This is a genomic window from Sphingomonas glacialis (assembly GCF_006439055.1).
GTDB lineage: Bacteria > Pseudomonadota > Alphaproteobacteria > Sphingomonadales > Sphingomonadaceae > Sphingomonas > Sphingomonas glacialis_A.
This window is the reverse complement of sequence record NZ_RCZC01000004.1, coordinates 1-26,484: the sequence shown is the minus strand read 5'-3', so window position 1 is coordinate 26,484 and position 26,484 is coordinate 1. Positions and strand designations below refer to the sequence as shown.

Annotated in this window: 28 protein-coding genes, 4 pseudogenes and 1 other annotated feature; of the genes and pseudogenes, 11 read left to right on the top strand and 21 right to left on the bottom strand. The window is 60.6% G+C overall.

Translation table 11 applies throughout. The features are described from left to right. The first annotated feature begins 337 nt into the window (after window positions 1-337). The gene (locus EAH76_RS14675; RefSeq protein WP_241659743.1) at window positions 338-1,315 is read left to right on the top strand and encodes a bifunctional methionine sulfoxide reductase B/A protein; all 978 of its coding nucleotides are present in this window, start codon (window positions 338-340) and stop codon (window positions 1,313-1,315) included. A gap of 41 nt (window positions 1,316-1,356) precedes the next feature. On the opposite strand, the gene EAH76_RS14670 is transcribed toward EAH76_RS14675, so the two are convergent. After that, the gene (locus tag EAH76_RS14670) at window positions 1,357-2,094 is read right to left on the bottom strand and encodes a MarC family protein (protein ID WP_206667875.1); all 738 of its coding nucleotides are present in this window, start codon (window positions 2,092-2,094) and stop codon (window positions 1,357-1,359) included. A 72-nt stretch (window positions 2,095-2,166) separates the two neighbouring features. Continuing rightward, a complete protein-coding gene (locus EAH76_RS14665) occupies window positions 2,167-2,583 on the bottom strand; it encodes a hypothetical protein (protein ID WP_140851040.1) in 417 nt (138 codons plus the stop codon). A gap of 199 nt (window positions 2,584-2,782) precedes the next feature. Between EAH76_RS14665 and EAH76_RS23955 the strand changes: the two genes are divergently transcribed. After that, on the top strand, window positions 2,783-2,929 hold the full coding sequence (locus EAH76_RS23955; protein ID WP_161989044.1) for a hypothetical protein: 147 nt from the start codon (window positions 2,783-2,785) through the stop codon (window positions 2,927-2,929). Window positions 2,930-2,941: 12 nt separating this feature from the next. Here the strand turns inward: EAH76_RS23955 and EAH76_RS14660 are convergent, their stop codons facing one another. The 4 genes from EAH76_RS14660 to EAH76_RS14650 all read right to left on the bottom strand — a co-directional run bounded on the left by EAH76_RS14660 (window position 2,942) and on the right by EAH76_RS14650 (window position 4,780). Continuing rightward, entirely contained in the window at window positions 2,942-3,139 is a 198-nt protein-coding gene (locus EAH76_RS14660) for a hypothetical protein (RefSeq protein WP_140851039.1), read from the bottom strand. 331 nt (window positions 3,140-3,470) lie between these two features. After that, window positions 3,471-3,683 (bottom strand): hypothetical protein, encoded by a 213-nt coding sequence (locus EAH76_RS14655; protein WP_140851038.1) that lies wholly within the window; start codon window positions 3,681-3,683, stop codon window positions 3,471-3,473. Window positions 3,684-3,792: 109 nt separating this feature from the next. After that, on the bottom strand, window positions 3,793-4,047 hold the full coding sequence (locus tag EAH76_RS24855) for a DUF6894 family protein (protein WP_431357994.1): 255 nt from the start codon (window positions 4,045-4,047) through the stop codon (window positions 3,793-3,795). Window positions 4,048-4,366: 319 nt separating this feature from the next. After that, window positions 4,367-4,780 carry a BrnA antitoxin family protein gene (locus EAH76_RS14650; RefSeq protein WP_241659709.1) on the bottom strand — a complete coding sequence of 138 codons (414 nt, stop codon included), beginning with the start codon at window positions 4,778-4,780 and terminating at the stop codon, window positions 4,367-4,369. A gap of 69 nt (window positions 4,781-4,849) precedes the next feature. On the opposite strand from EAH76_RS14650, the pseudogene EAH76_RS14645 reads away from it, so the two are divergent. After that, window positions 4,850-5,254 (top strand): annotated as a pseudogene (locus EAH76_RS14645) (tyrosine-type recombinase/integrase); the annotation flags it as partial. A 195-nt stretch (window positions 5,255-5,449) separates the two neighbouring features. Here EAH76_RS14645 and EAH76_RS14640 read toward each other — a convergent pair. The 4 genes from EAH76_RS14640 to EAH76_RS14625 all read right to left on the bottom strand — a co-directional run bounded on the left by EAH76_RS14640 (window position 5,450) and on the right by EAH76_RS14625 (window position 8,911). Beyond that, window positions 5,450-6,436 carry a sensor domain-containing diguanylate cyclase gene (locus EAH76_RS14640; RefSeq protein ID WP_140851036.1) on the bottom strand — a complete coding sequence of 329 codons (987 nt, stop codon included), beginning with the start codon at window positions 6,434-6,436 and terminating at the stop codon, window positions 5,450-5,452. Then, a complete protein-coding gene (locus EAH76_RS14635) occupies window positions 6,429-6,668 on the bottom strand; it encodes a hypothetical protein (protein WP_140851035.1) in 240 nt (79 codons plus the stop codon). The genes EAH76_RS14640 and EAH76_RS14635 overlap by 8 nt, the downstream gene beginning before the upstream one ends. 149 nt (window positions 6,669-6,817) lie before the next feature. Beyond that, entirely contained in the window at window positions 6,818-7,192 is a 375-nt protein-coding gene (locus EAH76_RS14630; protein WP_140851034.1) for a hypothetical protein, read from the bottom strand. Between the two features lie 438 nt (window positions 7,193-7,630). Next, window positions 7,631-8,911, bottom strand: a complete 1,281-nt coding sequence (locus EAH76_RS14625) for a Gfo/Idh/MocA family protein (protein WP_140851033.1) — start codon at window positions 8,909-8,911, stop codon at window positions 7,631-7,633. Between the two features lie 16 nt (window positions 8,912-8,927). On the opposite strand from EAH76_RS14625, the gene EAH76_RS14620 reads away from it, so the two are divergent. From EAH76_RS14620 to EAH76_RS14605, 4 genes are all read left to right on the top strand, one after another. Beyond that, complete coding sequence (locus EAH76_RS14620) at window positions 8,928-9,338, top strand: hypothetical protein (protein ID WP_140851032.1); 411 nt, start codon at window positions 8,928-8,930, stop codon at window positions 9,336-9,338. A gap of 527 nt (window positions 9,339-9,865) precedes the next feature. Next, a complete protein-coding gene (locus tag EAH76_RS14615) occupies window positions 9,866-10,072 on the top strand; it encodes a hypothetical protein (protein ID WP_140851031.1) in 207 nt (68 codons plus the stop codon). 152 nt (window positions 10,073-10,224) lie between these two features. Then, a complete protein-coding gene (locus EAH76_RS14610; RefSeq protein WP_241659742.1) occupies window positions 10,225-12,984 on the top strand; it encodes an MHYT domain-containing protein in 2,760 nt (919 codons plus the stop codon). A 347-nt stretch (window positions 12,985-13,331) separates the two neighbouring features. Continuing rightward, window positions 13,332-14,204, top strand: coding sequence for an SGNH/GDSL hydrolase family protein (locus EAH76_RS14605; RefSeq protein ID WP_140851029.1), 873 nt, complete (start codon window positions 13,332-13,334; stop codon window positions 14,202-14,204). Window positions 14,205-14,901: 697 nt separating this feature from the next. Here the strand turns inward: EAH76_RS14605 and EAH76_RS14600 are convergent. Next, on the bottom strand, window positions 14,902-15,120 hold the full coding sequence (locus EAH76_RS14600) for a DUF6894 family protein (protein ID WP_140851028.1): 219 nt from the start codon (window positions 15,118-15,120) through the stop codon (window positions 14,902-14,904). 182 nt (window positions 15,121-15,302) lie between these two features. Here EAH76_RS14600 and EAH76_RS14595 point away from each other — a divergent pair. Continuing rightward, window positions 15,303-16,528, top strand: a pseudogene (locus tag EAH76_RS14595) (IS3 family transposase). After that, window positions 15,581-15,697, top strand: a sequence feature (AL1L pseudoknot). It overlaps the preceding pseudogene by 117 nt. A gap of 36 nt (window positions 16,529-16,564) precedes the next feature. Here EAH76_RS14595 and EAH76_RS14590 read toward each other — a convergent pair. The 3 genes from EAH76_RS14590 to EAH76_RS23950 all read right to left on the bottom strand — a co-directional run bounded on the left by EAH76_RS14590 (window position 16,565) and on the right by EAH76_RS23950 (window position 17,738). Beyond that, window positions 16,565-16,819, bottom strand: coding sequence for a hypothetical protein (locus EAH76_RS14590; protein WP_140851027.1), 255 nt, complete (start codon window positions 16,817-16,819; stop codon window positions 16,565-16,567). A 342-nt stretch (window positions 16,820-17,161) separates the two neighbouring features. Continuing rightward, window positions 17,162-17,344, bottom strand: coding sequence for a hypothetical protein (locus EAH76_RS14585; RefSeq protein WP_140851026.1), 183 nt, complete (start codon window positions 17,342-17,344; stop codon window positions 17,162-17,164). 178 nt (window positions 17,345-17,522) lie between these two features. Beyond that, complete coding sequence (locus EAH76_RS23950) at window positions 17,523-17,738, bottom strand: hypothetical protein (protein WP_161989041.1); 216 nt, start codon at window positions 17,736-17,738, stop codon at window positions 17,523-17,525. Window positions 17,739-17,768: 30 nt separating this feature from the next. Between EAH76_RS23950 and EAH76_RS14580 the strand changes: the two genes are divergently transcribed. Then, window positions 17,769-18,002, top strand: coding sequence for a hypothetical protein (locus tag EAH76_RS14580; RefSeq protein ID WP_140851025.1), 234 nt, complete (start codon window positions 17,769-17,771; stop codon window positions 18,000-18,002). 129 nt (window positions 18,003-18,131) lie between these two features. Then, window positions 18,132-18,392 carry a hypothetical protein gene (locus EAH76_RS14575; RefSeq protein WP_140851024.1) on the top strand — a complete coding sequence of 87 codons (261 nt, stop codon included), beginning with the start codon at window positions 18,132-18,134 and terminating at the stop codon, window positions 18,390-18,392. Window positions 18,393-18,789: 397 nt separating this feature from the next. Here the strand turns inward: EAH76_RS14575 and EAH76_RS14565 are convergent, their stop codons facing one another. From EAH76_RS14565 to EAH76_RS14550, 4 genes are all read right to left on the bottom strand, one after another. Next, on the bottom strand, window positions 18,790-19,476 hold the full coding sequence (locus tag EAH76_RS14565) for an EAL domain-containing protein (protein ID WP_194151016.1): 687 nt from the start codon (window positions 19,474-19,476) through the stop codon (window positions 18,790-18,792). Between the two features lie 98 nt (window positions 19,477-19,574). Then, window positions 19,575-20,741, bottom strand: a complete 1,167-nt coding sequence (locus EAH76_RS14560; protein ID WP_140851022.1) for an AMP-binding protein — start codon at window positions 20,739-20,741, stop codon at window positions 19,575-19,577. Next, complete coding sequence (locus tag EAH76_RS14555) at window positions 20,738-22,027, bottom strand: sensor domain-containing diguanylate cyclase (protein WP_140851021.1); 1,290 nt, start codon at window positions 22,025-22,027, stop codon at window positions 20,738-20,740. The genes EAH76_RS14560 and EAH76_RS14555 overlap by 4 nt, the downstream gene beginning before the upstream one ends. Window positions 22,028-22,035: 8 nt before the next feature. Next, window positions 22,036-22,401: a phosphonate transporter gene (locus EAH76_RS14550; protein ID WP_241659707.1), complete on the bottom strand. Its 366-nt coding sequence runs from the start codon at window positions 22,399-22,401 to the stop codon at window positions 22,036-22,038. 433 nt (window positions 22,402-22,834) lie between these two features. On the opposite strand from EAH76_RS14550, the pseudogene EAH76_RS14545 reads away from it, so the two are divergent. After that, a pseudogene (locus EAH76_RS14545) lies at window positions 22,835-23,660 on the top strand (IS3 family transposase); the annotation flags it as partial. 119 nt (window positions 23,661-23,779) lie between these two features. On the opposite strand, the gene EAH76_RS14535 reads toward EAH76_RS14545, so the two are convergent. From EAH76_RS14535 to EAH76_RS23945, 3 genes and pseudogenes are all read right to left on the bottom strand, one after another. Beyond that, window positions 23,780-25,615 carry a pilus assembly protein TadG-related protein gene (locus EAH76_RS14535; protein ID WP_140851017.1) on the bottom strand — a complete coding sequence of 612 codons (1,836 nt, stop codon included), beginning with the start codon at window positions 25,613-25,615 and terminating at the stop codon, window positions 23,780-23,782. An 8-nt stretch (window positions 25,616-25,623) separates the two neighbouring features. After that, on the bottom strand, window positions 25,624-26,298 hold the full coding sequence (locus EAH76_RS14530) for a TadE/TadG family type IV pilus assembly protein (RefSeq protein ID WP_140851016.1): 675 nt from the start codon (window positions 26,296-26,298) through the stop codon (window positions 25,624-25,626). Beyond that, window positions 26,292-26,484 (bottom strand): annotated as a pseudogene (locus EAH76_RS23945) (hypothetical protein); the annotation flags it as partial. The pseudogene EAH76_RS23945 and the gene EAH76_RS14530, both read right to left, overlap by 7 nt.

Here is a 26,484-nt window from a genome sequence, read left to right as displayed (position 1 = left end):
ACCAGCATTGAGCGTACCGCCAATACGAACATATCTGGCGATGCCCAAATGACCCACAAAGCGACATTCGCAGGTCGTTCTCAATATCCCAATGTCAGACATTTGTTCATCTCGACAAAATGTCCTGTTTCGGGCGGCCATTGCGGAATCTGATCGTCGAGGACGTCCGGTACGACGCGCGGCTCAAGAAGGCTAAGGATTTGCGGCGCGCAGGTAACGCGATTTGGATAATGCCTGAGTGCCACCTCATCGAGCAGCTCGCCTCGCCCCGCGGCACGCGGCGGCTAACACTGGGTACCTCGACAGCGGCCGGCGGGCCCACCACATTGGCTCCATGATGAGCAGCTATTCCAAGACCGACGAAGCCGTCGCCGCGCTGACACCAGAGCAGTTCCGCGTCACTCAGAGGAACGGGACAGAGCGCCCCGGCACTGGCCCACTGCTGAAGAACAAGCAGGCGGGCATCTATGTCGACATCGTATCCGGCGAGCCGCTGTTCGCCAGCACCAATAAGTACGAGTCCGGCTGCGGATGGCCGAGCTTCACCAAGCCCATCGACGCCGGATACCTTAAGGCGAAGCGGGACTGGTCGATGCTCATCCCGCGCACAGAGGTGCGCTCTGCGCATGGCGACAGCCATCTCGGCCACGTTTTCAGGGATGGCCCGCGCGATCGCGGCGGCCTGCGCTATTGTATCAACTCGGCCGCGCTGCGCTTCGTGCCGCGCGCCGATATGGCCGCGCAGGGCTATGGCGCCTATCTCGACCAGATCGAGGAACCGCCTGCGGCGACGCAGCGGGCCGTGCTGGCCGGCGGCTGCTTCTGGGGCATGCAGGACCTGATCCGGAGGCTGCCGGGCGTCGTCTCGACCCGTGTCGGCTATTCGGGTGGCGAAGTGCCGAACGCGACCTATCGCAACCATGGCAACCACGCCGAGGCTATCGAGATCGTCTTCGATCCCGCCAGGACGGACTTCCGCACCCTCCTCGAGCTCTTCTTTCAGATCCACGACCCGACAACGGTCAATCGGCAGGGGAACGACCGCGGCGCGAGCTACCGTTCGGCCATCTTCTTCACCGATGACGCGCAGAAGGTGGAGGCCGAAGACACCATCGCCGACGTCGAGGCCTCCGGTCTTTGGCCCGGCAAAGTCGTCACCGAGCTTTCCCGGGCAGGCGACTTCTGGGAGGCCGAACCGGAGCATCAAGACTATCTGCAGCGAAGGCCGAACGGATACACGTGCCACTTCGTCCGACCGAACTGGAAGCTGCCAAGACATGCGCCCGAGACCGGGAGCAAGCCTGTCGCGGTCTGACCGAAACGCATGGCGGCCAGGCTGATGCGCTCACGGTCGGCCTATCTGATCAGCCGGGCGACGCCGATGACGCCGGTCACCATGATCTGGACTCCGACGCACAGGAGAAGAAAGGCGACCAGCCTTGACATCACGCGAGCACCGCCCTTGCCAAGAACGGCGTGAACACGGTCCGACCACCTGTAACAGACCCAGATTGCAAGCGCGATGCACGCCGCCGCCGCACTGACGCCGCCGAAAAATCCAATCGTACTGGGGCCGCTGGCGGGCCGCTGCGAAGCGAGAGCGATGGCAACCGCGATCGTCCCAGGTCCCGTCGTGAGCGGCATCGTCAGTGGAAAGAAGGCGACGTCGTCCGCGTCCTGCGCGGGCTCGGCCGCGCTCGCCTTGCGGTCCTCATGTACTTCCGGCTCCATCAGCAGGCCCCAGGCTCGCACCGCGACGACGAGTCCGCCGGCGATCCGCAACGCGCCCAGGCTTACGCCGAAGAAGTTGAGCACATAGCTGCCCAGCCACAGCGACACGAGCAGGACCAGCAGCGCATAGAAGGCGATCTTGTTCGCGAGGCGCCGTCGCTCGGCGATCGACCGACCACCCATGACCCCGTCGAAGATCAGCGCGCCGCCGATCGGATTGACGATGGAGAAAAGTGCCGGAAAGGCGAGCAGGAAGGCTCCGACGAGGCTATCGACGGGCAGCGGATTCAATTCCATCTCATCCCCAACCGTAATCGTAAGCGTGCCCGTACGTGCATTCGGATCGCCCATGTACTTCTGCAAGCCACTTGACCCAGTCGAGGTCGTTCGGGCCGCTTCACCCGCGCTCCATCTTCGGGCGCTCGCCCATTTGGACTAAGCCGGATCGTCATCGAGCGTCGCGACCCCCATCAGCGGATGCATTACGAAGGTCCACCCGTCGCCGCCGACAATCATAAGGCGCAATGATTGGCGATCTGCGGTGCCGAGCAGCGATGCCGCTCCTGACGAAGCAGGCAATGTGACCGTCCTGCCGTCCTGGAGAATGCCGGTTGCCCAGCCACGCCGTCCATCGCGGATCTCATCGGCAAGGCGCTCCAGCGCCGTCTCAAGCGCAGTTCGCGCACGAGGTCCGGTAACCCACGCGTGTCCACCCGCCCCCAATTCCGGAGGTGTTACGATGGCCTGGCGGAGGACTTGAGACGGCTGTTTGACCAGACGGTGGGATCTTTCCTTCAGGTGGTCGAGAGGACGCACACCCTCCATACTCATCATGCGTGCAAACTCATCCATCGTAATTCCCTTGGTGGCAGCGCCCGGAGCACGTGGGTTCGACCACTGGTTCCTAAACGGATGCAAGGATAGTTTGCGCCCTGAGACTATGAAAGGAATGCCGTCCATTAGGCGAGAAGACAAGATCAACCACACCGCGCACGGCGTCCCGATCGCTACGTCGGACGTCCGCCTCGCGCTCCGGGTGATATACCCGTTCTTGCGCAAGCAGACGGATCTGCGGGCATATTGGGACGTCGCATCGATCCCGCGCGATCGTCCGTGGGAGGGCTGTCACAATGCGTATAGCGGGATCGTCGCGGCGCTCCTGGAGAAGGATTGCGCTGTCGACGCCGAGCTTCGCTGAAGCGGTTCGGGCTTACTGCCTGGGCGAATACGCGATCGCCCGCATCTTGTTGATAAGGTCCGCCCAGTGATGGTCGGTGTCGTCCTCGCTGGAGGATTTCAATCCTTCTATGGCTCGACGTAGCCACATCTCTCCATGCAGATCCATAAACGCCGCGGCTTGCATCCAGCGGAGCGCGTCTAAATCCTCAGCGAATTGTTCGTCGGCCATTATGGGTCCTAAATATCGAGCCCGCGGCGCTCGATCGCGCACGGTGACGCCCGCAAATGGGCGATTTGATTGTAATCTTGGGCGATTTAGCGCGCTGGCCGGCCTGCCTTCCGCTTCCGCGGTCTTAAACACTGCGTCAATTTGACTTCCACACCCGATCGGCGGGGTGCATTTCCCTCCAAGGAGGGCCGCACCTCACGAGCGGCACTTTGCAGCTGTAATCAATGCAGATCCGTTACATACCCCAAAACGCTGACAATGCGAAAATGATGTTAGACCGTGTTTGTTGCGTCAAAGCGTCGTTAACGGAGGGCATGTGGGTGTGGCCCAACTAGACACCGTAACCTCGCTTCCGCGACTTGACAGGCGACGCAACGTCTTGGCTTGGTCGAGCTTTTATGATTGCGATCGCGGCGTTGGCCTCTTCCTCAGACTGATAAACAACATCCATCCAGCGGTCGCGCTGCACTGAATACAAGCCCCATTTATCGGTGAAGTTTTTCCCGGTTCTGAGAGCCGCCACCAGACTGTGATCAAATACCATTTGCGGTGCCATAGCCCAACTGCCCACTGCTGTGTGGCTACAACATATATCAACATTCGATTTGGCGGGAGTGGTGAAAAGCTCAGCTGGTTAGGCCGGGCTTTCATCGTCACTCATCAAATGGGCTCGTGAATTCGACGACGGTCGTGACGCACTTCAGGTTCGCCACCCTCACATGGTCGGGATCCTCGATAAGCACCGAGAGGTGGATCGCGTTGTTCTGTCCTTGTAACTCTTCGGCCAGAATGTCTCCGACCACCTTCCGCGCGTGCTTGCACGCTGCCTGAAGATTTGAGAGATCGAGTCCGTCCTTATCGATGATAGTGCTAACGTCATTTAAGACGTGAGAAAAGCACCGGGCCATTCGGAAAACTGGCAAAAATGGTGTGCTAGCTCAACAATATTAAAAAAGGTTCGAACGGTCAAATGCGCATATCGGGCCGCTCCGCGCAGCTATGGACGCGGACCTAGCGGATCCTCACCGAACCATCATTCAGGGACGCAGACATGTGCCGAGGCGCTCCTGGGTCGGCTTCGCCAGCCCGGTCGGATACCCTACTGGCACGAACGTCGCCATATATCCAGTGCGCGCAGCAGCATGCGCGACAACGCCGCTAGGCTCTGCCCGTGGTCCGCGGCGAGCGGCTCTAGGATTTCGCCGGGCGTCCCGGTTGAGCCCGGTTTCAAAGGCCCGCCACCTTACGCAATGCTTTATTAATGCGCGTCTCCCAGCCGGGCCCACCAGCGCGAAAATGATCAAGGACGACCTTGTCGATCGGCAATGTGACGTTCTCTTTCGCCGAAGCTGGTGGGCGGCCCCGTCCGCGCTTCGCCGCGGAGTTGCCGGCCCCGAGTGTAAGCGCCGCACAGTTCGCAGCTTTCAGCAGTCTTTGATCAACTACTCGTATGTGCTCCGCGGCCACTTCTGAAAATTTCCGCTCACCCTCTCGACGATAGATGCCAAGCGTTGCCATTCGCGCTGACACACCGCCTTGAGAACGGTTTAGTTTGTGCGCAATTGCGTGAGTCTTCACACCAATATCGACGAACCGTCGCAACTCGGCGTCATCTTCGGGAGACCAGAGAGCGCGTGTCATGAGGGTGTTATATAATCATAAACAATACGCCGTAGCAAGGGTCGCCTTTGGTTGGCGCGGTTATAGCCTGGGCCCATCCGGGATCGTGCCGTAGTGGTGCAGCAAAAAACCGAACGACCGGTGCAGTTCGAGCTCGTTGAGCCTGCCCGCAAGACACTGTTCGCTTGGCTCGAGCGACGTGGCGGCAGGTTGAGCCTCTACGTCTTCCCGAGCCGGAATGACTATATAGGTCATATGAGCACGAGGCAGTACGCTCGTCTCGTGGGCGAGTGGATTGTCGGCATTGGCCTGCAGGCAGAAGATTACGGCACACACTCGCTTCGACGTACCAAGGCATCGATAATTTACAAGGCAACGGGGAATTTGCGCGCGGTGCAAATCCTGCTCGGTCACGCAAAGATCGAGAGCCCCGTTCGCTACCTTGGCGTCGATGTAGAAGACGCCTTGGAACTCTCAGAACGGACCGAGATCTGACCAGCCTAGCTTGACCCAATACGGTCACTCGCGGAGCCCTTGCCGGTTCCCGAAACCGGACGCTGGTTCATCAGGCCTTGCTGGTGGCTCGGAACTCAAACCATCCAGCGCCGATATGTAGATACAAAAACCACATTGCTGAATTTTGCCTACTAAAGACGCAAGCCGCCTCCGATGCCAACCGTCGCACTTGGCCTAGTTGTATTCGGCAACACGCATGCAATTCCGCCCCGCAGCTTTGGCCGCGTAAAGCATCGCATCGGCTTGCTTCAACCAAGCCGCGAATGAGGGGGTACCGGATGTAAAATTAGCCAGACCGAAGCTGGCTGTGACGTGAAGCGTTGCGGAATTTTCGAGAGATATCGGGTGTGTGGCGATAGCCTGACGCAAACGCTCGATCGCAAAACCCGCGTCGTCGCCAGTCGTTTCCGGCAGTAGAACCGCAAACTCCTCGCCGCCCAAGCGACCGAAGATATCGCTCGGACGAAGAGAAGAACTTATGACATCAGATAAGGCTCTCAGAACCTGGTCACCAGCTGCGTGGCCGTGGGTATCGTTAACCAGCTTAAAATGATCGAGGTCGATCATCACCAGCGTGCCGAAGCGGCCATTACGGCGAGCGCGCGCTATCTCGCGCTCAGCTTGTTCGACGAACCCACGACGTGTGAGCGCACCGGTAAGCTGATCCACCTGCGCTACCAAACGGAGCTCGAGCTCATCGCAGACGATGCTTGCGAAGTTGGAGAGAATGGCCACGTCCGCCGGGCTGAAACGGCGCGGCCGCGTGTCCATCGCGCATAGCGATCCGACATTGTAGCCCTCCGGCGTGCGCAGCGGGATACCAGCATAGCTCTTGACGTAAGGCGGGCCCGCTACAAGCGGGCTGCCGGCAAAGCGCGGATCGCGGTCCGCGTCTTCGACAATCAGAGGTTCGCGTTGCTGAATCGTATGAGTGCAAAAAGAAACCGAGCGGGGAGTCTGCTCTGCGTCCAACCCACGCTTGGCTTTGAACCACTGGCGGTCACGATCGACGAGAGTCACTGTTGCGATCGGTACGGCAAGTACCGTTCGCACGAGCGTGACGATCTTCTCGAATGGCTCCTCGACTGCGGTGTCGAGCACGCCGAGCCGCTGGAGCGCAGCAATGCGCGCCGGCTCGTCGCTGAGCAACGGATCAAACATGACGCTCCTCCTGCATCATGCTGTGGATTGCGGCTGTAAGTTCGTCCGCATAACTATCGACCAGTACACGAACGCTAGCGTCTATCGCATCGCCTTCGATTCCGGCAGCGCGCATACTGGCAATCAGCGCCTTCAGATGCCCTTGGTGACGCTCCACGCTAGCAAGCAGCTTCGGCGGTATTTCGAGCGGTTGCGCCGCCGTGGGTGTCGGATGAAGTTGATCGATACGCATGACTCATCCTTAACGCAGCCGGTTTGATCTGCGTTAGGAGCAAGAAGTTAACGCAAACTCAAACTGGGGGATCCGCGCCTGACCAACTTCTTAGCTGGACCCAAGACGGTCGCGCTGACCGTATCATCGCACCGCTGACCGGGATGCGGTCACTCTGGGTGCGATAGCCACGCCTCCGCCGCTTTGATCGAGGTGAAGTATTCTGCTTTGCGATCACCGGCCGCACGGCGGATTTGAAAACGGGCTAAAGAGGGCGACACTAGAAACGCGATCGGCTTCGCGATCGCTGTTTGATTTGATAGCACCCGTCGAAAGGCCATAACGATTTCTTGGGACTGGATTTGCATCTCGCGAATATCAACCAGGGTGGACTGGTGGCATGACGGCCCTCCCATCTCATTGATCGCTGTATCCTTGTCGGCGGCGAAACGACGAACGTGTTCCTCCATAAAAAAACCCGACATGGCGATCCGCAGCAGGCCTCGCGCGTTATCGACCTCGATCGAATATGAAGCGTCGCGCACCGCATCCTCCTAGAGGAAACTAAACTCCGCGCTTGTATTCATGATCTTTGTTTAGGCCCCGCGCAAGGCTGATAAATCGCTTCGAGATCAGCTTGCCGACGCGCTGGGCCTGACGAAGGTACACATCAATCGAACAATGCGCGAGTGTGAAGAAATGTGTTGGTAATCCGCACCGCGCGCAGTGTCAGCTTTCCGAACTGCAACGCTCGCGAAGTCGCGGACTCTTCGCCCAATGATCTTTAACTCGGCCAGATCGAACGTAATTTATTAGCCTACCTTTCGCGGTTGGGCGATTTCGGTCCGGAAGACCCAATAGACGACATTAGTGAGGCCATCGCGGCTCCCCGGGAGCGGACATCCGTTAATGTGGCCGATGCACCTAAAATCGGGCGATGTTGGCGTCCAGTATCGGTGTCCGCCCTGCGAATTTTAGGTGCGCTATTGCGGGAGAGACTCAGGTCCGCGGAAGCGGTCGTGACCTGGCACCTCCGCCAGCCGCACCGTCCGTCCTGTACGGGCCGCCTCGTAGATCGCCTCCATGATACGCTGGTCCTGCGCGCCCTCTTCACCTGGAGTGCGGGGCAACAAGTTCTTGCGCACGGAATGCGCCATATGGTCGAGCTCGAGCGCGAACTGGTTCTTCACGCCGATGCTGGTCTCAGCAATTTGATCCTTGCCGTCGACAAGTCGCGTAACGCGTAGATTCTGCCCCTGATAATCGAAGGCATGCTCCATCTCGGCCCACGCATCGCTGCCAATCAACTTCAGTCGCGATAGCCGGTGGGTGCTGTAGCTCGACATGCAGTTTGCGATCGCGCCGGAGGGAAAGCGCAGCGTAAAGGCGACGTTGTCCTCCACCTCGCGAAAGCGTGGGTCGCCCGGTGGCGACCAAATCTGTGCGCTGACTTCGACAGGTTCCTCGCCCAACACCGCCCGTGCGGTGTTGAGGCAATAGAGCCCGACATCCGGCAGCGAACCACCACCCGCAAGTGCCTTGATCTGCCGCCATTGTGCTGGGTCGCCCTGGTTCTGATTGTTGATCATGTCCATTAGCGTCACCGAGCCGAGCGCACCGCTTCGCGCCAAGCGGATCGCCTCGCGCGCGTGCGGCTGATATTGCATCCGGTACGCGATCATCAGCTTCACATTGGCAGCGCGACAGGCCTCTATCATCGCATTACAATCGGACGACGAGGGTGCCATCGGCTTTTCGCAGAGCACATGCTTTCCCGCTTTTGCCGCCGCGATCACATGCTGGCGGTGTAAGGCGTTCGGCGTAATGACATAGACCACTTGCACCGCCGGATTGTCCCGCAAGCGCGCCATGTCGGCGTAGGTATAGCAGCTGTCGGGCGCTATGCCGTACTGCTTGGCAACCGCTGCCATCTTGACAGGCGATCCGCTGACCAACGCCACTGGACGGGCATGTGCGGCTTGGGCAAACGCAGGGAGCACCTGCTCGAGGGCCAGCTTGCCCAACCCGACGATTGCGAAACCGACTCGATCGGCCGGCGCATCGGCGTTCGGCGGAGGGGCGGGCTGTGCCTCGCTGTTCGCCTGCGAAGGTGGGAACAAGACTTTGCCGTCGACCACGGTACCCAGATCGACAGGTGGCCGGCTTGCGTCTTGCGCGAGCGCCACTCCCCCTATGCCGAGCGCGCCGATTCCTAGCGACGCCATCGCTGCGCGCCGCGAAACGCCATCTTCGGTGCCTGCCATCTATCGTCTCCAACACATGAACTCGGCAACGCCGTCACGCTGCGAAGGCTCCGCGCCCGGACTCAAACTTCGCAATCTCTATGCTTATGCGCCGATTGGCTACGAGCGGCGCGGGCGGCCGCCGGAAGCATCTGTCAGTTTCTGGTTACGTCGAACCATTTTCGGTGGACAGTTCCTCACACCAATGGCCCGATCCGGCATTGGCAATCCGGCATTGGCAATCCGGCATTGGCAATCCGGCATTGGCAATCCGGCATTGGCAATCCGGCATTGGCGATCCGGCACGTTCAACCCTAAAATCCCTTCGAGGCGGTGCTTCCCTAGGCTCCATTTCAGAGAAGACCGCGGGCAACCGTCTGTTTGGCGACTGACGTCCTATATCGGTTTTGCTGCGCAACCGGACCACTTTGATCCGTTAACCCCGTGATCTGCTCTCAATTTTATAGGTTGCTGATAGCTCAGCGTCGGTGGCCAAATGCCGTCGGCGCAGGCGCCGCCTGAACTCGGCCGGGGCTAACCCGCCAAGGCTGTTATGGCCGTCACGACGAATATTCCAAGAGCATTGCAGAACTGGTTCAAAGACGCTGATATATTGGTCTTTTCTACCAATCGCGTGCCACTTTCAGGGTTGTCGGCTCGCCGCTGGCCCGTTTTTCATATTCGTCACAAACTTGCTTATGAACGGACGCAATTGAACCGGTGACAGCCAGTCGCCGGGCGTTTCCACAGACTCTGCCTTGGCGCGTGCCTCGACGCGAGCTTCATTGCTTTCCGGGGTGGGGCGATCGCAGCAATTGGTTTATGTAACAATGACACGGTTCACCTCTCTGTAGCGAGCCGGCGAAATGACGACTTTTCTCTGAAAGCGTTTCGGACCAAAGTGGTCCCCTGAACGACACGAAACGCTGAACCAAGCGCGCTTTCCGGTGTTTTACGAAACTGCAGGAGATGGCCATGACCAAATTGTCCGAAGACGACCGGGACAAGTTGCCGGCCGGCAAGTTCGCCGAACCCGAAAAGAGGGCCTATCCGATCGAGGATGCCGCTCATGCCAAAAACGCCAAAGCCCGGGCGAGCCAGGCCGCGAAAGCGGGGCGGATGACAAAGGCGGAGGAGCACAAGATCGATAAACGGGCCGACGCGGTGATCCAGAAAGACTGATTCTCATACACGCACAACATTAGCCGAGCAGCGGCAACACTGCGCGCGGCCGCGGATGGCCGCGCGGAGTTGCACCCGTCAGGCCTGTGTGGAACTGTCGTTTGATGACCATGACTGGCGTCCACGATCCATATCTCGTCTCCTTGTCGATCGTGATCGCGATTATCGGCGCGTTCACTGCGCTGAGCCTCGCGAGCCGCATCCGGACCTCGAGTGGCCGTTCGCGTTCCGCCTGGCTGGCCGCCGCCGCCACCGCGCTGGGCGGCGGGATCTGGTCGATGCACTTCGTTGCGATGCTCGCCTTCAGCATGCCTGGCATGTTGATGAGCTACGAAATCACGGCAACCCTGCTTTCGCTTTGCCTTGCGATCGGGTTCACCGGTGCGGGACTCGCGATCGTCGACTGGCGGCGGGCGGCGGCTTCCAGGACGCTGGCCGCGGGTCTGCTGATCGGCGCCGGCGTGGTGTCGATGCACTATCTAGGGATGGCGGGGATGCGGATCCCCGCGACGCTGACCTACGACGCGCGATGGGTCGCGGTATCGGTCGCGATAGCAATGGTCGCGGCGACCTTGGCCGTCTGGCTCGCGGGTCGCGAGCACCGGCTGGGCGGCCGCGCGGGAGCCTCGGTTGCGATGGGCGTCGCCATTGCCGGCATGCATTACGTCGGCATGTACGCCGCGACGTTCACGCCGTCGCGCGGCGTCGGCCCACAGGACGGCCTGGCCACCGTAGGACAAGCGTATCTGGCGACAGCGATCGGATTGCTCACACTGCTGGTTCTGCTGCTAGGGCTGGGGGCGGTATGGGTCGAGCGCCTGTTGCGTCGGGGCACTGCGCGCGAGGATCGTCTGCGGTTCCTTACCGAGCTCAACGATCGACTGTTCCGGTCTTCCGACGCATGGCACGCTATGCGCGCTGCGTCGGAACTGCTCGGACGCAAGCTGGGCGCGTCGCGGTGTGCCTATGCCGACGTCGGCCCCGACGGCGACCGGTTCTGGATCAGGAGCGACTACACAGCTCCAGGGCTGGAAAGTTCGGTCGGAGAGTACAATCTTGACCTGTTCGGCCCGCGCGCGGCAAGCGACCTTCGCGCCGGGCAGGCGCTCGTCGTGCGAAACGTTGTTCGCGAACTCGCTCCTGGCGAGGGGCGCGAGATGTTCGAGGCGATCGCGATCGACGCGATCATCTGCTGCCCGCTGATCAGCGACGACCGGCTGTCGGCGATGATGGCGGTCCATCAGGACCGCGCGCGCGACTGGACCCCGTTCGAGATCTCGCTCGTCAAGGAGGCGGTCGAGCGGTGCTGGGCGCACGTCGGGCGGATCGGGGCCGAAGCGCGGCTGCGTGAAAGCGAAGAGCGGCTGCGGCTTGCGGTTGACAATGCCGAGGTCGGGTTCTGGGACCTCGACGTGGTCAATGACGCGCTGGTCTGGCCCGCCCGGACGAAGGCCATGTTCGGCATCTCCCCCGGCGTTCCGGTCACGTTCGAGAACTTTTACGGCGGTCTGCACGACGACGATCGCGAGCCGACGATGGCGGCGTTCACCGCGGCGATCGATCCCGAACAGCGCGCGCTGTACGACGTCGAGTATCGCACGGTCGGCAAAGAGGACGGAGTCGTTCGCTGGGTCGCCGCCAAGGGTCGCGGCGTTTTCGACGAGGCTGGGCGCTGCCTGCGCGTCGCGGGCACGGCGGTGGAGATCACGAGCCGAAAATGTGCCGAGGAGGCGCTGCGCGAGTTGAATGCAACGCTCGAAGCGCGCGTCGCGACTGCCCTCGAGGAACGCGAGGCGGTGGAGGATGCGTTACGCCAGAGCCAGAAGATGGAGAGCATGGGACAGCTCACCGGCGGCGTGGCACACGATTTCAACAATCTGCTGACGCCGATCATCGGCAGCCTGGACCTGCTCCAGCGCAAGGGCGTCGGCGGGGAACGCGAGCAGCGCTTGATCGCGGGCGCCATGCAATCGGCGGAGCGGGCGAAGACACTCGTTCAACGCTTGCTTGCGTTTGCGCGACGCCAGCCCCTGCAACCCGTCGCGGTCGACATCGGTCTGCTCGTACAGGGAATGCGCGACCTCGTCGCAAGCACAACCGGCCCGCAGGTCGAGCTCGTGATCGACGTGAGCACCGACCTTCCGTGCGCGCGCGCCGACCAGAACCAGCTCGAAATGGCCATCCTCAACCTCTCGGTCAACGCGCGCGATGCCATGCCGGATGGCGGTACGCTGCACCTGTCGGCGCGCGCCGAGACGGTCGGACCGGGCCACCGCTCGGGTCTGAATGCCGAGCGCTACCTCTACATCTCGGTCGCGGACACCGGATCGGGCATGGACGAGGCGACGCTCGCGCGCGCCGCCGAGCCGTTCTTTTCGACGAAAGGCGTTGGCAAGGGAACCGGCCTGGGGCTGTCGATGGTCCACGGCCTCGCTTCGCAACTCGGCGGAGCGCTTACGCTGCAGAGCCAGATTGGCGTCGGCACGACTGTCGAGCTGTGGCTCCCGGTGAGCGCTGCGGAGGCTCAGGTCGAAACGATGCCCGAAAAAGTCGTTTCCCCGATGATGACCGGCACCGCGTTAGTTGTCGACGACGAGGACATGGTGCGCATGACCACTGCGGACATGCTCGCCGATCTCGGATACCATGTGATCGAGGCCAGCTCCGGCGAGGAGGCGCTTCGGTTGATGGGCGCGGGAGTACAATTCGACTTACTGGTGACGGACCACCTCATGCCCGGGATGACGGGCACTGATCTCGCGTGCACTGTGCGTAATCTGGCCCCTGAACGGCAGGTCCTCATCGTGTCTGGCTATGCGGAAACGGCCGGGATCGACGCGACGCTCCCCAGGCTGACGAAACCGTTCCGTCGGGACGACCTTGCCTCCAGCCTGAGGCAGCTGATAGGATGACAGGTGCCTGACCATCGTTGGTCATTTATCGCTCCAGCCGCTTCTCTAAAGACCGGACGCGTGTTCATATGGATTGTTGGCGAGTTTGGCCGGCTTCATCCGTCCGGTCCCAAAAGCTGGCAAATTCTCGCGCTGCGGTATCTCAACGTGCTATGGCCTGCATGAACGGAGGATTCTGTATTGGGAACCCGCGCCGACTCCCCAAAATCTGTCATCCATACTGGTTAAAGTAGGGGTCTTGTCCGATCACAAGGGCAACGTCTGGATTGCGGGACGGCAGGTTTTGCGGCTTATGCAACAGGCTTCCAGCCGGGACGCGGGTCGATCGACGGAGGAATTGACTGGGGATGTCACTTAACGTCAATTTTAAATGGCGAGGCAGCACGCTGCTTAGCTACGCAGCGCTCCTTGGCGGATGTGTCGCCGCCGCTCCCGGCCCACGCGTCACGATATTGCCGGGAGCCGGCTATGTGGCGATGGGAAGTTCTTTCGCCGCGGGTCCCGGAGTCGCCACACCCGCTGATGAGCCTCAGACTCGCTGTGCACGCTCGATTTATAATTATGCGCACGTTTTGGCTCGCAGCCTGGATTTGCGGCTGCGGGACGTCAGTTGCAGCGGTGCCACGACTGAACACATCCTTGGGCCGTGGAAGGAGTTGCCGCCACAGATCGAGGCTTTGGCGGCGGATACCCGGCTTGTTACGATAACCATCGGCGGCAACGATGTCGGTTTCATCGGCAATCTTGGATCGGCTTCTTGTCGCAGCTTTCCATTTCCACCCCTCGGAACACCGGGCGGCAAGTGTCCTGATCCGCGAAGCATATCAGAAACCTCCTGGAGCAAACTCGCTATCGCAGTGCGGAGAATCGTATCGGTGGTTCGTGAAAAGTCGCCCGCCGCACTGATCGTTTTTGTCGACTACGTGCAGGTGCTACCCAGAGCAGGAACCTGTCCGGCTGTTCCGCTGACCGCGGAGGACGCCAATGCGAGCCGCGCGACTGCAAAGCGTTTAGCAGCGCTTACCGCACGAGTAGCTGCTGAAACCCGGACCAAGCTTTTAAAAGCTTCCGAACTATCCGAAGGCCACGATGCCTGTAGCGCAGAGCCATGGGTCACAGGTTTTCCGCGGCCGGATGGTCGTGGCTTCATACCGTATCACCCAAATGCTCGCGGGATGGCGGCCGTGGGTGAGGCGCTCGCACGGCATCTGCGGCACTAGCATCCTCTCTCGACGCGGCATCTGTACATGTCCGCCGTTGGTCGGAAGCGGAATGAGCGCTTTATCAACCGACGACCCCAACGACCGAAAAGCATTCGCGTGCCGCGTGAAAACATGGTTTTGGGCACCGCTTCTGCATCCTGTTGCCAGGTCGCGGGAGGGAACGTGGTTGTGCTGCGCGATCCGGTTTTGGCGGCCCACGTTAGATATCTACGGGTCCGCGCGCATTGCACCAGCACGTTGTACAAGCACCGTGACGGTGAAGCGGATCACGCTACGCTCGGCAGCGGTCACCGTTGATTCGTTCGCGTCCCAAACCTCATCAGCGTTAGCGGTCAAAATCTCTCCTGTATGTTGTGTAGTCGCTGCGCGTGCGGCATCCGGTGTCGGAAGACTGTTCCCGGCGGGGGGCGGCGTGGGAAGGACAGTTCGCCATGTTAAAGAAATATCGCATCACCTGCCCCGACTAAGTTTTCCAAATCGCAGCGTATAACGGCGACGAGTTGTTCGCCGCGACTGCTCGCCAATCCATTCGTAAAACATAAGCATTCGTGGAGGGCCCGCGGGGAAGTGATCGAGATTGGCGGTTACATGCGCGAAGAGGGTCGTACCGTCCTTGAGCTCCAAACGCGCACGAAGGTTGCCAAGGATGGTGGCAGTGGTCGGACTGAGCTTTGGAGCCTAGGCGGCTTGCACATCAGTGGAGCGTAACGGTGTTTTCGAACGGCATTGTCGCCACTAATTCACCGGTTTCATCGATAATCGTGATTGACCATCCTATCGGGATGTTTCCCGACTTCGCTTCTTCCGCAATGATATCGCGCGCGATCCTAACGGCACGAAAGCAAGCCGTTTCAAGGTTCGGAAGTTCGGCAACCACATCATCGTACAGGGTTTTACCATCGGCAATCAGCATAAAGCGATATAGCATTCGTAGCACCAGCGCCCCGTAGAAGCCATGGGAAGCTATGAAGCTACGAAGCTACGAAGCTATCTGAAGATAGATGCAGAGAGCGCGGCTATATTGACAGTTGACGTCGATAGGTGAACCGCGCGGGGTTTGCCGGAGGCTCCAACTTCTGACAAGGTGGAGCCTGTATAAGCCAGACGACAAACAAGTTTCTGCCGGAGGTTCGCGAACGCGCGGTACGGCTGGCTTTCGACCATGAGCAGGATTATCCCTCACCCTGGGCAGCGGTGCTGTCGATCGCGGAGAAGATTGGCTGCGTTCCGCATACGCTGCATGAGTGGGTGAAGAAGGCTGAGGACAACAGCGGCAAGCGTGCCGGTGTCCCAATCGAGGTTGCCGAAAAGGTAAAGACGCTCGAGGGGGGGCGTGAGCTGCGGCAGGCCAACGAGATTTTGCGCAAGGCATCTGTATATTTTGCGCGGGCAGACCTCGACGGCCCGTTCCAGCGATGATCGCGTTCATTGACGATCACCGTGATTCCTATCGGGTTTAGCCGATCTGCCGTATCCTGCCGATCGCCCCATCCACCTCTCACGGGCGCGTCGCGCAGGAACGGGATCCGACACGCCTGTCGGCGCGGGCGCGGCAAGATGTCGCTCTCGAGCGCGAGATAGCCCGCACGTTCGCCGAGAACTTCGCAGTCTACGGCGCGCGCAAGCTCTGGTGGCAGATGATACGGGAGGGCGTGCCCGTCTCCCGCTGTACGGTTGCGCGACCGATGCGCGAGATGGGCTTAGAAGGCGTGTTCCGGGGCCAGCCGGTGCGCACTACGATCAGCTACAAGGCGACGCCATGCCCGCTTGATCACGTCACCCGCCAGTTCTACCTGCCAGCGCCGAACATGGAGTGGGTCTCAGACTGCACCTACGTCGCGACCTGGGCGCGGTTCGTCTACGTCGCCTTCGTCATCGATACCTATCTATGCTCGGCGGATCGTAGTCTGGCGGGCCAGCAGGACGGCTCATGCCAACTTCGTCCTCGATGCCTAGGAATAGGCGCTTCACGATCGTCGGCCGGCCCATCGGGGTGGCCTCATACACATAGCGACCCGGGGGTAGCAATATGTGTCCATCAAGTACTCCAAGCGCCTCTCCAAGGCCGGGATCGAGCCCCCGGTTGGCAGCGTCGGCGACAGCTACGACAACGCTTCAGCCGAGACGATCAACGGCCTCTACAAGGCGGAGGTCATCCATCGCCGTGGCCTCTGGCGATCCTTCGGAGCGGTGGAATACGCGACCCTCGAATGGGTCGAATGGATCAACCATCACCGGCTGTTGGGCCCACAGGCAACATCCTGCCGGCCGAGGCAGAAGATCAATATGCTGCCGCCGACAACATCGATATGGCAGCATGAGTCACAACCCAACGCCTCGGGGAGACCCGGCGCAGTTCAGGATCGGCGCAGCGAATGCGTCGACCTGTTGCCCGACGTCAGGGCGGTCGGTGTGGGCAAGCGGTGCGGCAGCGCCACCTTGTCCAATGTCGCGTTGAACTTCACCAAAGTGGCTTCCGCCAGATCGATGTCATAATGCGCTGCGAGCTTGTCGAGGCAAATGGACGTCGCCGATCTCTCCGCCGAGATCCGCGACGGTGGCGCGCGATGCGCGCCAGCCCGCCACTCCGCGGTGCAGCTTTTTGACGACATTCAACACCTCCCCGACTTGCCACCGAGATCGGCGGCGTGGAATAGGCCATCGGTCAGTTCGGTTTCGCTGCACCACGCCGCGAGCCGAGCACCGTTAACGCGGCGCAACTGGGCTAGGAAATCCTTGCGTCGGCGCGGCTTCGGGTGGGGTCATTACGGTGCCATCCTCATCGTATCGATTTTGGGCTGAGCGGACGCATTCAGCGTGTGCCGGCGTCACGCCCCCTCTATAGGGGCATCCTCCGTATGCCTAATCGGCCAAAGTTCTGGTGAGCTCTCCCAGCATTGAGAATTCGGCGGAGCTAGGGTGGCCATCGGCTTGATTGTCGGCGCGCCGCGCAATCATTTTGCAAATCCGGCCATGAGATTGCTGCCAAGCGCGCTGACAACCGCACCAAAATCCCGCTGGTCGCATGCGTCGAGCTTGTCGGGGTGGTTATTGCAGTAGCGCGCGAGGGAGACGTGCTCCTTGCGGCGCACTCGCGCGAAGGTGCGGCTGCGGCAGGCCCGCTTTTCTGTTGGCACTTGTGGAAGATGTTTAGCGCGCGCACCACTGTCGGCTTTAGGCGTGGGGCAATCAGGCGTGGAATCGATACCTTGGGACGGGCCGGCCGTTCTGCATCTCGAACCCCCTTTCGACGTCGGGAAACCCGACGGAAGAAACCTCCGCGACGCCGTCGCGCAGTGGCTGGGTCTTTCGCACTTAGCGCAGGGCGCTGCAACGATCAGCCTTGGCAACTGGGCAGAATTGGCTGAGGTTGAATGGAAACGGCACGACATAAGCTGGCTGGCCCATCGTCTGCCCGTGTAAGCTTGCCTGCCCGCCGGCGAACCGCTTGCCATTGTGGAGGGATTGCAGCGGCGACGTTGCCGCCCGCCGAGGCTGCGTCTTGCGTCCGGCGAGCAGCACGCGCACCATCCGCGCGAAAAGATGATGGGACGATCAGACATGGCCGCCGATCTCCAAATTGTTGATGGAACCATTCGCTGGAAGGCTACCGACCTGAAGTTCGATGCGATGATCAACGGCGAAAGACGTAGCTTTGCGATCGACGTTCGAAAGTTGACTGCCGTCGATTTCAGTGATCCTGAGCACACGCTTTTTCAGAGCCTTCCCGCGCTTCGAGCCGTGATAATTGCAGCCGGAGCGGATCCGGGTCTGGCCGAACGGAAAATTTGCTGAGTCGGTCATCAGGCGGCCCGCCGGCCATTCGGCTGTACGCATTTGGCACAGGTCCGAAATGGACATATTGCTTGCAAATTGCTTAACCGCACATCAACCTTCCTGAAAATAATAAGGGAGAGTCTGCTGATGCACGTGTTTAGCGAGACCATCGAATTTCCGATGGTTCGAAAAGGCGTAGGGTTTATCGTCGTCGTATCGCGCGAAGCGATCGAGGGTACGGCTGGGCATCCGATGCCGTTCGAAGACCGAGAACGTTGGGTGCGCGACAATATGGATTTGGTCACGCGCACGGCTGATCGGATCCGTCCATTGCGGACTTCGCGCGGCGAGAGAGTGTTTGTTGAGAGCAAGCACGTCATCGCGCAGGGCCTCCCAGCGCACGCTTGATGGTAGCGATCGCTCGAGCGTACAGGCAGCGACCCTCTAGCCATTCTGCGAAGGCACGTCGAAGTCGGCAAAGGCGACACCTTACCAACAGCGCCGGGCCGAAATTGAAGATGCGCGCGCAACCTCCGCTATTGGGAGGCGGCGACCGCTAGTGCAGCAAGGCTAGTCTCCAAATCCGCGCTACGGAAAGGCTTGGTCAACCGGGCGATTGACGCATCGATTCCTCCGGCCTCGGCATATCCAGACACGATCAGAACAGGGAGGTCGAGTAGGATAGACCCAATCTCCGACACTGAGGGCGCTTAAAAACCCTCCCGAAAGCCGCCACTTGTTAAGGTTCCCACACTCGCGCCGTTGAGGGCGCATCCGGTCGGCTGACTGGGGGCCCAGCCGTTATCTATACCCGGACGGGAGGAAGGGCTTCGACGGCTGGTCGCGCCAGCAGATAACCTTGGCACAGGCGTATGCCGATCGTCTTTAGCGCCTGCAGTTCCGCCGCCGTCTGAATACCCTCGGCGATGCAGCGGATGCCAAGCGCTTCGGCCATTCGGACGACGGCCGCGACGATAACTTGGCGTGGCTGCGACGCGTCGATCCCGCGGATCAAAGCCATATCGAGCTTTAGCATGTCCGGGCGGAGGTCGGCGAGCAGCCCGAGGCCGGCATAGCCGGCACCGAAATCGTCGATCGCAGTGGTGAAGCCGCGCTCACGATAGGCGTCGATGATCGAGCGGACGTGCCCGACGTCCCGCATGCGCTCGTCTTCGGTAAATTCGAACATCAGCCGCGCAGGATCGAACCCGACACGCCGCGCCGCGGCGAGCGACGCGCGGATACAGGCGTTTGGCTCGTACACAGCGTTGGGCATGAAGTTGATCGAGAGCTTCGCGTCACCGTCGGGCACGAACAGCCCGCCTGCAAGCTCAATCGCCTTCACCCGGCATGTCTGATCGAATTTGTAGAGCATTTCCGGTTCGACTCCCGCGATCACCTCCGCTGCGGATTGTCCTTCGATGCCCCGCACCAGCGCCTCGTAGGCAAAAACGGAGCCTGTCGCGATGTCCACGATCGGCTGAAACGCCATCGTGATCCCGATTTTGAGCGGCCTGCCCGAACGGCAACCTGTGCAATTGGCCGCGGCCGGCAACGATGTCGCGCCGACCGCATCGATGGGAGAATACTTCATGCCCAGTCTTCCAATTTGCCCATGGCATTGCGTGGAAGCGTAGCTCCGAAACGGAAGCTCTTCGGTCGTTCGTGAACCGGCAACTGCGCGGCGGCCCGCTCGAGGTTGGCAGCAAGGTCGGCAGAACCAATCCCTTCGCGCGGTACGATATAAGCTTTTAGCCTACCGGTCGCATTGAGCCGCACAGCGGTTTCTGCCACCCCGTCCACCGCGCCCAACATCTCCGCCACACGCTTGGGCCAAACGTTGTGTCCGCCAACCTGAACGGCGCCATCACGCCTGCCGAGCAGGCGCAGCGAGCGATCTCCAGTTCGATCGATGTGATCCGGAAGACGCCCGGTCGCACCGGCGCCATCGATCAGTTGCCAATCGCTCTCGCCGCACCGAACCAGACGCCACCGCGGTAGCAGCTCATAAGTAGCCGCCGGCGCGTCGCGCATCGCGATTCCGCTAGTTTCAGATGCGCCATAGATGTCCACCAGTCGCCTTAAGCCGGCGGCCAGCACTGCTTCGGCGACCCCTCCGCCGAGCGACCCGCCCGAACTAACGCCGATGACGTCGTCGGGAAATTGGCGAATCAAGCGCACCGCCGCCTCCCATTGCTCGGGCACCGCGACGACGAGATCGCCCGCGACGAGACCCAGCGGCGCGCCCAGCGTGCGCACGACGACCGGCACCTCCAGAACGCTCGGCAGCATCGCCGTCCAGATAATCCCGTAAAGATGATCCGCCGGCACCAGGGCAACCACGCGCCGCCGGTCGGAAAACCGCGCCGCCAGGAATGCCGCCTCTTCGAGCAGGTCGGACATGAAATGGGTGCAGGGTTGCGGGACGCCGGTCGATCCTGACGTCCTGACCGTCATCCGGACGCCACCTGCGGCTTGCCCTTCCATGATCCAGTCGATCCACGCTCCAACAAAGGTCGGCGGCGTTTCGTTCAGCAGACTGTCATCGAGATCGAACGCCTCGGCCAGCGCACCAAGCGCGCCAAGTTGTTCCAATGAATCGAGCCCCAGCCCCTCCTCGCCAATTCGCCACGCCTCAGGCCAGACGCCGTCCACACTCAGCGGGATGGGCGTTTCCCGGATGCGGCGTACCTCGGTCGCGACGATGGCGCATGCGATCAGGTGCGCGGCGGTGCGTCGAAGCCCTGTCCCGTTCACGCGGCATAGGCTTCCGAATGGAATACTTGGTTACGTCCTGCGTGTTTAGCCGCGTACAGACGCTCGTCCGCCAGTGCGATCAGCACGTCGATCGAGCCTTCGGCCTCGTCCAATGTCGCGCAACCGAAGCTGGCGGTCAGGCTTAAAATCCCGCCCTGGGTTTCGACCTTGATCGCCGCGACGGCCGTGCGAAGATCCTCGGCAAGTCCAATCGCCTGTTCGCGGTCGTAGCGCGGAAGGAGGGCGCCGAATTCCTCGCCCCCCAGTCTCGCGAAGATGCCGCGGGGCGGCAGCAACGCCGCGCACACGTCGGCGACGCGGCGCAGCACGATGTCGCCGACGGGATGCCCATGCGTGTCGTTGATCACCTTGAAATGATCAAGATCGAGGACGATCAACGAAAGCGAATGCCGCAGGTCGCGCCACTGTGTCTGTTCGCGTTCCAGCACTTGACTGAAATGGCGGCGATTGGCGGCGCCGGTGAGATGGTCGCGGGTCAGCAGCCGCCGGAGGTCCTCCGCCGCCGCGGCGCGCCGCGGCACGTCTCTCAAGACGACCGAAAAGCCAGTCGGGCACGATTCGTTGCAGTCAGAGCGTGCGACTACCAGCCTTTGGCACCAATAGCGCTCGCCGTCGGCGCGCTGCTGCCATCCCTCCTGCAAGTGCCAGCCGTCGCGCTCGGCGAGGAACAGCTGCTCGTCGAGACGCAGATCGCCCCCCGACGCGTCGGTCTTCAGGACATCGCTGAGATCGCGACCGACCACGTCTGCAACATCGTATCCGGTCTGGCGGGTGAAGCAGGCGTCGCCGGCGACGATCCGCCCGTTCGGCAGGATCGTCAGCGCTGCATAGTCGTTGATCCCGTCCAGAAGCGATCCGAACCAAGTATCCGCCTGACGCAGCCGCTGCTCCTGGACGACCTGCTGGCTGATGTCGGTCAGCGTTGCCATCAGCCGATCGGGGCCGAGTTTCACGACCGTGCACGCGATTACCTTGGGTGCCGCAGTGCGACGCCCCGCGCCCAACTCGACAAAGATGCGATGGCCGTCGCAGACGCGACCCGTCGCCGATCCGAAAGCGGCAATAATGCTGCGCAGCTCCGGCGCATGCTGTTCCAACGCCGAGAACAGGTTGCCGGCGTTGCGGGGCCCCGCCAAAGGCAGGAGGTGCTGCATGGCATGCGGGTTCATCATGCCGATCTCGCCGGCCGCATCACATTCGAGCAGACCGACCGGACAGGCGTAGAGGAATTCAAGCAGCTGCTCTTCGCTAGACCTTTCGGTCATACCGTTTCCTAGCGTTCTATGAGGATGTAACGGCGCACCGTATCGGCCGAAGCCAGCAAGCGCAGTCGCACCTTGGTCGGCCGCATGCGCAACGTGAGAATATAGGGCACGACAGCGTCGATTTCGGGTTCGTCCTCGAACCGCTGTGCCACCATGAAATTGTTCATGCACTGCGCGACGGCTTCGAAGAATGGGACTCCAATGACGCTGGTGCGGTCTAGCCCCGACATACGCGCCTCTGTGGCGTTGTACACCTGAACGGCCGTGTCCGCTGCGAATCCGACGACGCCGAACGGCAAAGTATCACGTTCGACATCACCCATTTCATCTAGGGAATGTAAGGAAACGGCTTCGAAACCTAGCTCTTCTTGCACAGACGTTGCTCCCTTGGATGCCATCCATGCCCGGAAAATTTGAAGATTGGCTTAAAATGCTGATTTTGCTTCGAAGAAGCATGAGGCTCACTCCGCATTAGCATGATCTCACTTGGCTTTAATATCGGCTCCGCTAATTGCAGTGGTGACTACCAGTTTGTCTTTCGAAGGCGTTGGAAACCGGGACATGCATAACGCGCGATGGTCTCCCGACGCTGCGGCGCTTGTTTTATCCCGCCGGCTAGACCCATACCCGGCCATTCACGCGCGATTAGCGTCGCCGGAAAGCGGACTTCCGTTAATATCCTGCGCGCTCGCCTTCCCGCGGCACGTGGGACCGCGGCGAAGGGCGATGTTTGGGGCATTCCTGCCGAGTGGCGCCGCGATTGGGATCGTCCGGTTATACTGACACCGGTCATTGGTGGATCCGATTAAGCCCGTTCGCCCAAGTCCGGCACGTTGGGCCAAGACGACTATCCGGAAATGGGAGCAGATTAGCGTTAAGCCGCCCTTGGGTCAGCTAGCCCATTATCGTGGCTGCCGCGCGGATCAGGCCGACCTTAAAAAACGGATGCGGGAAATCGCCGAGACGCGCGTGCGCTACGGCTATCGCCGGATCCATGTGCTGCTCCGACGGGAGGGTTGGGATGTGAACGCGAAGCGTGTTTATCGCCTTTACAAGGAGTTGGGGCTGCAGCTGCGGCACAAGCCGCCCGAGCGCCGTGTGAAGGCGAAGCCGAGAGAAGGCCGCGGCGCGGCGTCTGGTTCGAATGAAGTGTGGGCCACGGACTTCGCCCATGACAAACTCGCAACCGGATCGAAGCTGCGTATCCTGACGGTGATCGACACGTACCGTCGGTTCTCGCCGGCGGTGGTGCCGCGGTTCAGCTTCTGGGCGCCCGACGTAATTGAGGTCCTGGACCGTGTGTGCGGCGAGGTCGGCCATCCAGCCTCGATCCGGGTGGATCAGGGCGGCGAGTTCGTCGCCCCGGGACCTCGACCTGTGTGCGTATGTGAGAGGGGTCGTGCTGGACTTCTTGCGGCCCGGCACGCCGACGGACAATGCCTTCATCGAAAGATTCAACGGTAAGTTCCGGGCGGAATGCCTGAACCAGCATTGGTTCCTGAGCATCGACGACGCGGTCGGAAAATGTGAGACTTGGCGTAGAGACTATAACGAGGTGCGACCACATAGCGCGATCGGCAACAAGCCGCCGATATCGCTGGTAAACCAGTTAGCGGCAAATGGTCCGCTCTGACCGGCAAGAACTGGACGACGACCAGCCGGGTGGTCCAAGATCGGGTAGCAGCTTATACATCTGACGAGCTAACTCACCAATGGCATGAATTCTGTGGAGCAATTCAGTAGTTTTGGAGATTACTGCACGAGACGGGAAGTTTGGAGTGCGGTAGAAAACAACTGCTTGAGTGCAGTGATGATACTATCATTGGCGGTCACCGTTTGTACAAGCGCTGCACCGTTGATGCCCGGTGAAGCGCACTGCTGTAGTGCGGCCAAAACCTTATCGGAGCTTCCTGCACTGCCGACCGCATACGGCGCTGGGGGGGGCGGCAGAAATGGCGCGACGTTGGACTGTGACCAGGAGTCGCCGGCCAGCGCCTCTGGCAAATATTGGGTGTAAAGGATCGCAATCTTGATGCCTTTTGCTTTGATCGCGGTGCAAATGGTCTGATCGCTGCTTCGCAGCGGTCCAAAATAGCGGCTAGGCTGGTCTACCATGCCGTCCGTAACGAGGAATAGGATCTTCTGTGGGGTCGCGCCGACCGCGCCCGAGCCAGCCGTAGGTATGAGCCCATTCATTGCCGCGAGCATATTAGACATCTCGGTGCCTTGATCGTTGGTGTTTGTCCCACTGGTCGGCTGGTTGTTTTGCCACCAATAATCATCGGTCGGGAATATCGAGGCTGCTGAGAAATTGCTGCCATACGATGCGACGTTAGTCAGGGTGTTGAGCGGTTTAACTGGAGAGGTATTTCCAGATCGGGTCCAATCGAATGAGAACATCTGTGCCTGATAGGTGACTTTGTACTGCTCGGCCTGGCTTGCGGCAAACGGGATCAATTGGCTGGCAGCGGAAACGACATCATCCTTGCGCAGCGTAAGGCTGGCGGGGCTTCCATAGACGAGCCCGTAATTATGCGTCAGCCAATAGCCATCCGCCCAATATCCGGTGTCGTAGGTAGATGATGAGCTGCTGGCAGTGCCGGTCGTTGTGGTCGTGGTCGAGGCGCTAAATGGGGGCTTTGTCGTGGTGACCGTCGTCGGGGTCGAAGACGTAGTTTTTGTAATCGTTACCGGTCCGCTATTGCTATCGGCAAGTGAGTAGGTCACCGCTGTTACAGTCGTAACCGTTGTCGTCGTGGTCGTCGGATTAAAAAAGGTTCCACCGGTCGTATTTGGCCCAGAGATAGATGCGGAGGTAGCGGGGTTGAGCGGGCGCTGAGCACTGTCAAACAGCGTTTTTGTTGTCGGATTATATAGATAGTAGACATTTTGCTTGGCTGCATTGGCGGTATAATAACTCGAGGACAGCAGGACTTGTAGGCCGCTGCTATTTGTAACATTGATCGAATCATTATGCGGCAAATATTCGTGGCAGGAAAAAGCACATCCGGTTACGTGCTGAACTTTGCTAATTCCATCCGAGGTTGCCGGGAGGAGCATCGATGGGGAATTGTCCATCGCCAAATAGAAGTCGACGTTGGGCGGCTGCGCTGCGTTTGCCGTCGCCGTTCCACGTACCGTCAACGTACTAGCACCGAGAATGCCGCCGAAAATGTTGATCGACTGCGCCGTATAGGTGACGGTCGCCGTGCGAAGATATCCCAAGGATTGACCACTGCCGGACGTGCCATCCGTTACCGTGACGGTTCGTTGCATTCCCTGATAGCCGCCGATACCCGATGCTTGCGAATCAAACATGTTACTGGCTGCATCGGTCGAATCCTGTTTGACCCGAAGGATCATCGCGGGTGAAACCGCCGCCAGCGCCGCCGCATCGGCAGCGGAGTTCAGGTGGGTCTGGAGCCGCATGGCACGCGCATAGTCGATGCCGAAACCCGTCGCGAAGGTGAGCGGGATGATGGAGAACCCCATGATCATCAGGACGCCTCCCTTCCGGTCGGCGCTGAGCCGACGAAGGAGCTTGACCAAATCGACCCATGGGCGGAACATATCTGCGCTTTTCATCATCTATGCACCTAGTAGAGGCGAGGCGACATGTAGATCGTGTCGGTCAAGGTCGTCGTCGGCAAAGACAAGAAGGTTACGCCCGGCGTATACTGATAGTTGACCGTACCGACGAACAGCCATCCACCCGCAGTTCCGACTTGGGTTTTCGAGCTGGTGCTCGGCGCGAAATTGCCGCACACGTTCGAGCCGTCGGGCGAAACCGGTACGATCGGGGACGTGACCATCGTGCTCGGGATCGAGACGACGTTGCGGGCCAACTGTGTCTGGGTCGCGGGAAGCGTCCCGGCGGTGTACGTCGAGGGCGCCGCGGTCACGGTACTGCCATCGACTGACTGCGTTTGCGCTTGGGTCCAGACGACATAGGCGTGCGTGGCGTCGCAGACGCGCAACAGCGAGATCTGCTCGGTCGCGTTGTTGAGCTTGTACGGGGCCAGGGCAACCGCGCTGGCACTCAGATACGACGTGGCGTTGGCGTCCTGCGGGATGTTGTAGATGATCGCTGGCGACATGGTTCGGCTGACCAGGTCGACGAGTGAGCGCGTGGCGGTGGTGACCTTGCGGGTCGACGATATCATGTCGAGCGTAGCGAATCCGCCAAGATACAGAACGATGAGGACGGGCAGGCAAAAGGCAAATTCGATCAGCGCGACGCCGCGCGTGCTGTGGGCGAGGCGGCTCAGCATGAGGTCTGCCCCGAGTTGCACGAATAGGCCTCGGTCGTTGAGACCGACGTCGCGACCAGCATGCGGTTGCCATTGGGCTGGTTGGTAAGGTTCAGCCCCAACGGTCCTGTTCCCGTCGGCCACAGGTAGATGAGCTGCAGGACGAGGATCTGGCTCTGGCCGTCGCCGCCCGACTGGGTGTTATAG

Bases quoted from the DNA above. Each gene is read 5' to 3' on its own strand.
- EAH76_RS14675 (WP_241659743.1), top strand. From the start codon at position 338: ATGAGCAGCTATTCCAAGACCGACGAAGCCGTCGCCGCGCTGACACCA.
- EAH76_RS14665 (WP_140851040.1), bottom strand. From the start codon at position 2,583: ATGGATGAGTTTGCACGCATGATGAGTATGGAGGGTGTGCGTCCTCTC.
- EAH76_RS14660 (WP_140851039.1), bottom strand. From the start codon at position 3,139: ATGGCCGACGAACAATTCGCTGAGGATTTAGACGCGCTCCGCTGGATG.
- EAH76_RS14655 (WP_140851038.1), bottom strand. From the start codon at position 3,683: ATGGTATTTGATCACAGTCTGGTGGCGGCTCTCAGAACCGGGAAAAAC.
- EAH76_RS24855 (WP_431357994.1), bottom strand. From the start codon at position 4,047: ATGGCCCGGTGCTTTTCTCACGTCTTAAATGACGTTAGCACTATCATC.
- EAH76_RS14650 (WP_241659709.1), bottom strand. From the start codon at position 4,780: ATGACACGCGCTCTCTGGTCTCCCGAAGATGACGCCGAGTTGCGACGG.
- EAH76_RS14640 (WP_140851036.1), bottom strand. From the start codon at position 6,436: ATGTTTGATCCGTTGCTCAGCGACGAGCCGGCGCGCATTGCTGCGCTC.
- EAH76_RS14635 (WP_140851035.1), bottom strand. From the start codon at position 6,668: ATGCGTATCGATCAACTTCATCCGACACCCACGGCGGCGCAACCGCTC.
- EAH76_RS14625 (WP_140851033.1), bottom strand. From the start codon at position 8,911: ATGGCAGGCACCGAAGATGGCGTTTCGCGGCGCGCAGCGATGGCGTCG.
- EAH76_RS14620 (WP_140851032.1), top strand. From the start codon at position 8,928: ATGAACTCGGCAACGCCGTCACGCTGCGAAGGCTCCGCGCCCGGACTC.
- EAH76_RS14615 (WP_140851031.1), top strand. From the start codon at position 9,866: ATGACCAAATTGTCCGAAGACGACCGGGACAAGTTGCCGGCCGGCAAG.
- EAH76_RS14605 (WP_140851029.1), top strand. From the start codon at position 13,332: ATGTCACTTAACGTCAATTTTAAATGGCGAGGCAGCACGCTGCTTAGC.
- EAH76_RS14600 (WP_140851028.1), bottom strand. From the start codon at position 15,120: ATGCTGATTGCCGATGGTAAAACCCTGTACGATGATGTGGTTGCCGAA.
- EAH76_RS14590 (WP_140851027.1), bottom strand. From the start codon at position 16,819: ATGTCGTCAAAAAGCTGCACCGCGGAGTGGCGGGCTGGCGCGCATCGC.
- EAH76_RS23950 (WP_161989041.1), bottom strand. From the start codon at position 17,738: ATGGTGCGCGTGCTGCTCGCCGGACGCAAGACGCAGCCTCGGCGGGCG.
- EAH76_RS14580 (WP_140851025.1), top strand. From the start codon at position 17,769: ATGGCCGCCGATCTCCAAATTGTTGATGGAACCATTCGCTGGAAGGCT.
- EAH76_RS14575 (WP_140851024.1), top strand. From the start codon at position 18,132: ATGCACGTGTTTAGCGAGACCATCGAATTTCCGATGGTTCGAAAAGGC.
- EAH76_RS14565 (WP_194151016.1), bottom strand. From the start codon at position 19,476: ATGGCGTTTCAGCCGATCGTGGACATCGCGACAGGCTCCGTTTTTGCC.
- EAH76_RS14555 (WP_140851021.1), bottom strand. From the start codon at position 22,027: ATGACCGAAAGGTCTAGCGAAGAGCAGCTGCTTGAATTCCTCTACGCC.
- EAH76_RS14535 (WP_140851017.1), bottom strand. From the start codon at position 25,615: ATGATGAAAAGCGCAGATATGTTCCGCCCATGGGTCGATTTGGTCAAG.
- EAH76_RS14530 (WP_140851016.1), bottom strand. From the start codon at position 26,298: ATGCTGAGCCGCCTCGCCCACAGCACGCGCGGCGTCGCGCTGATCGAA.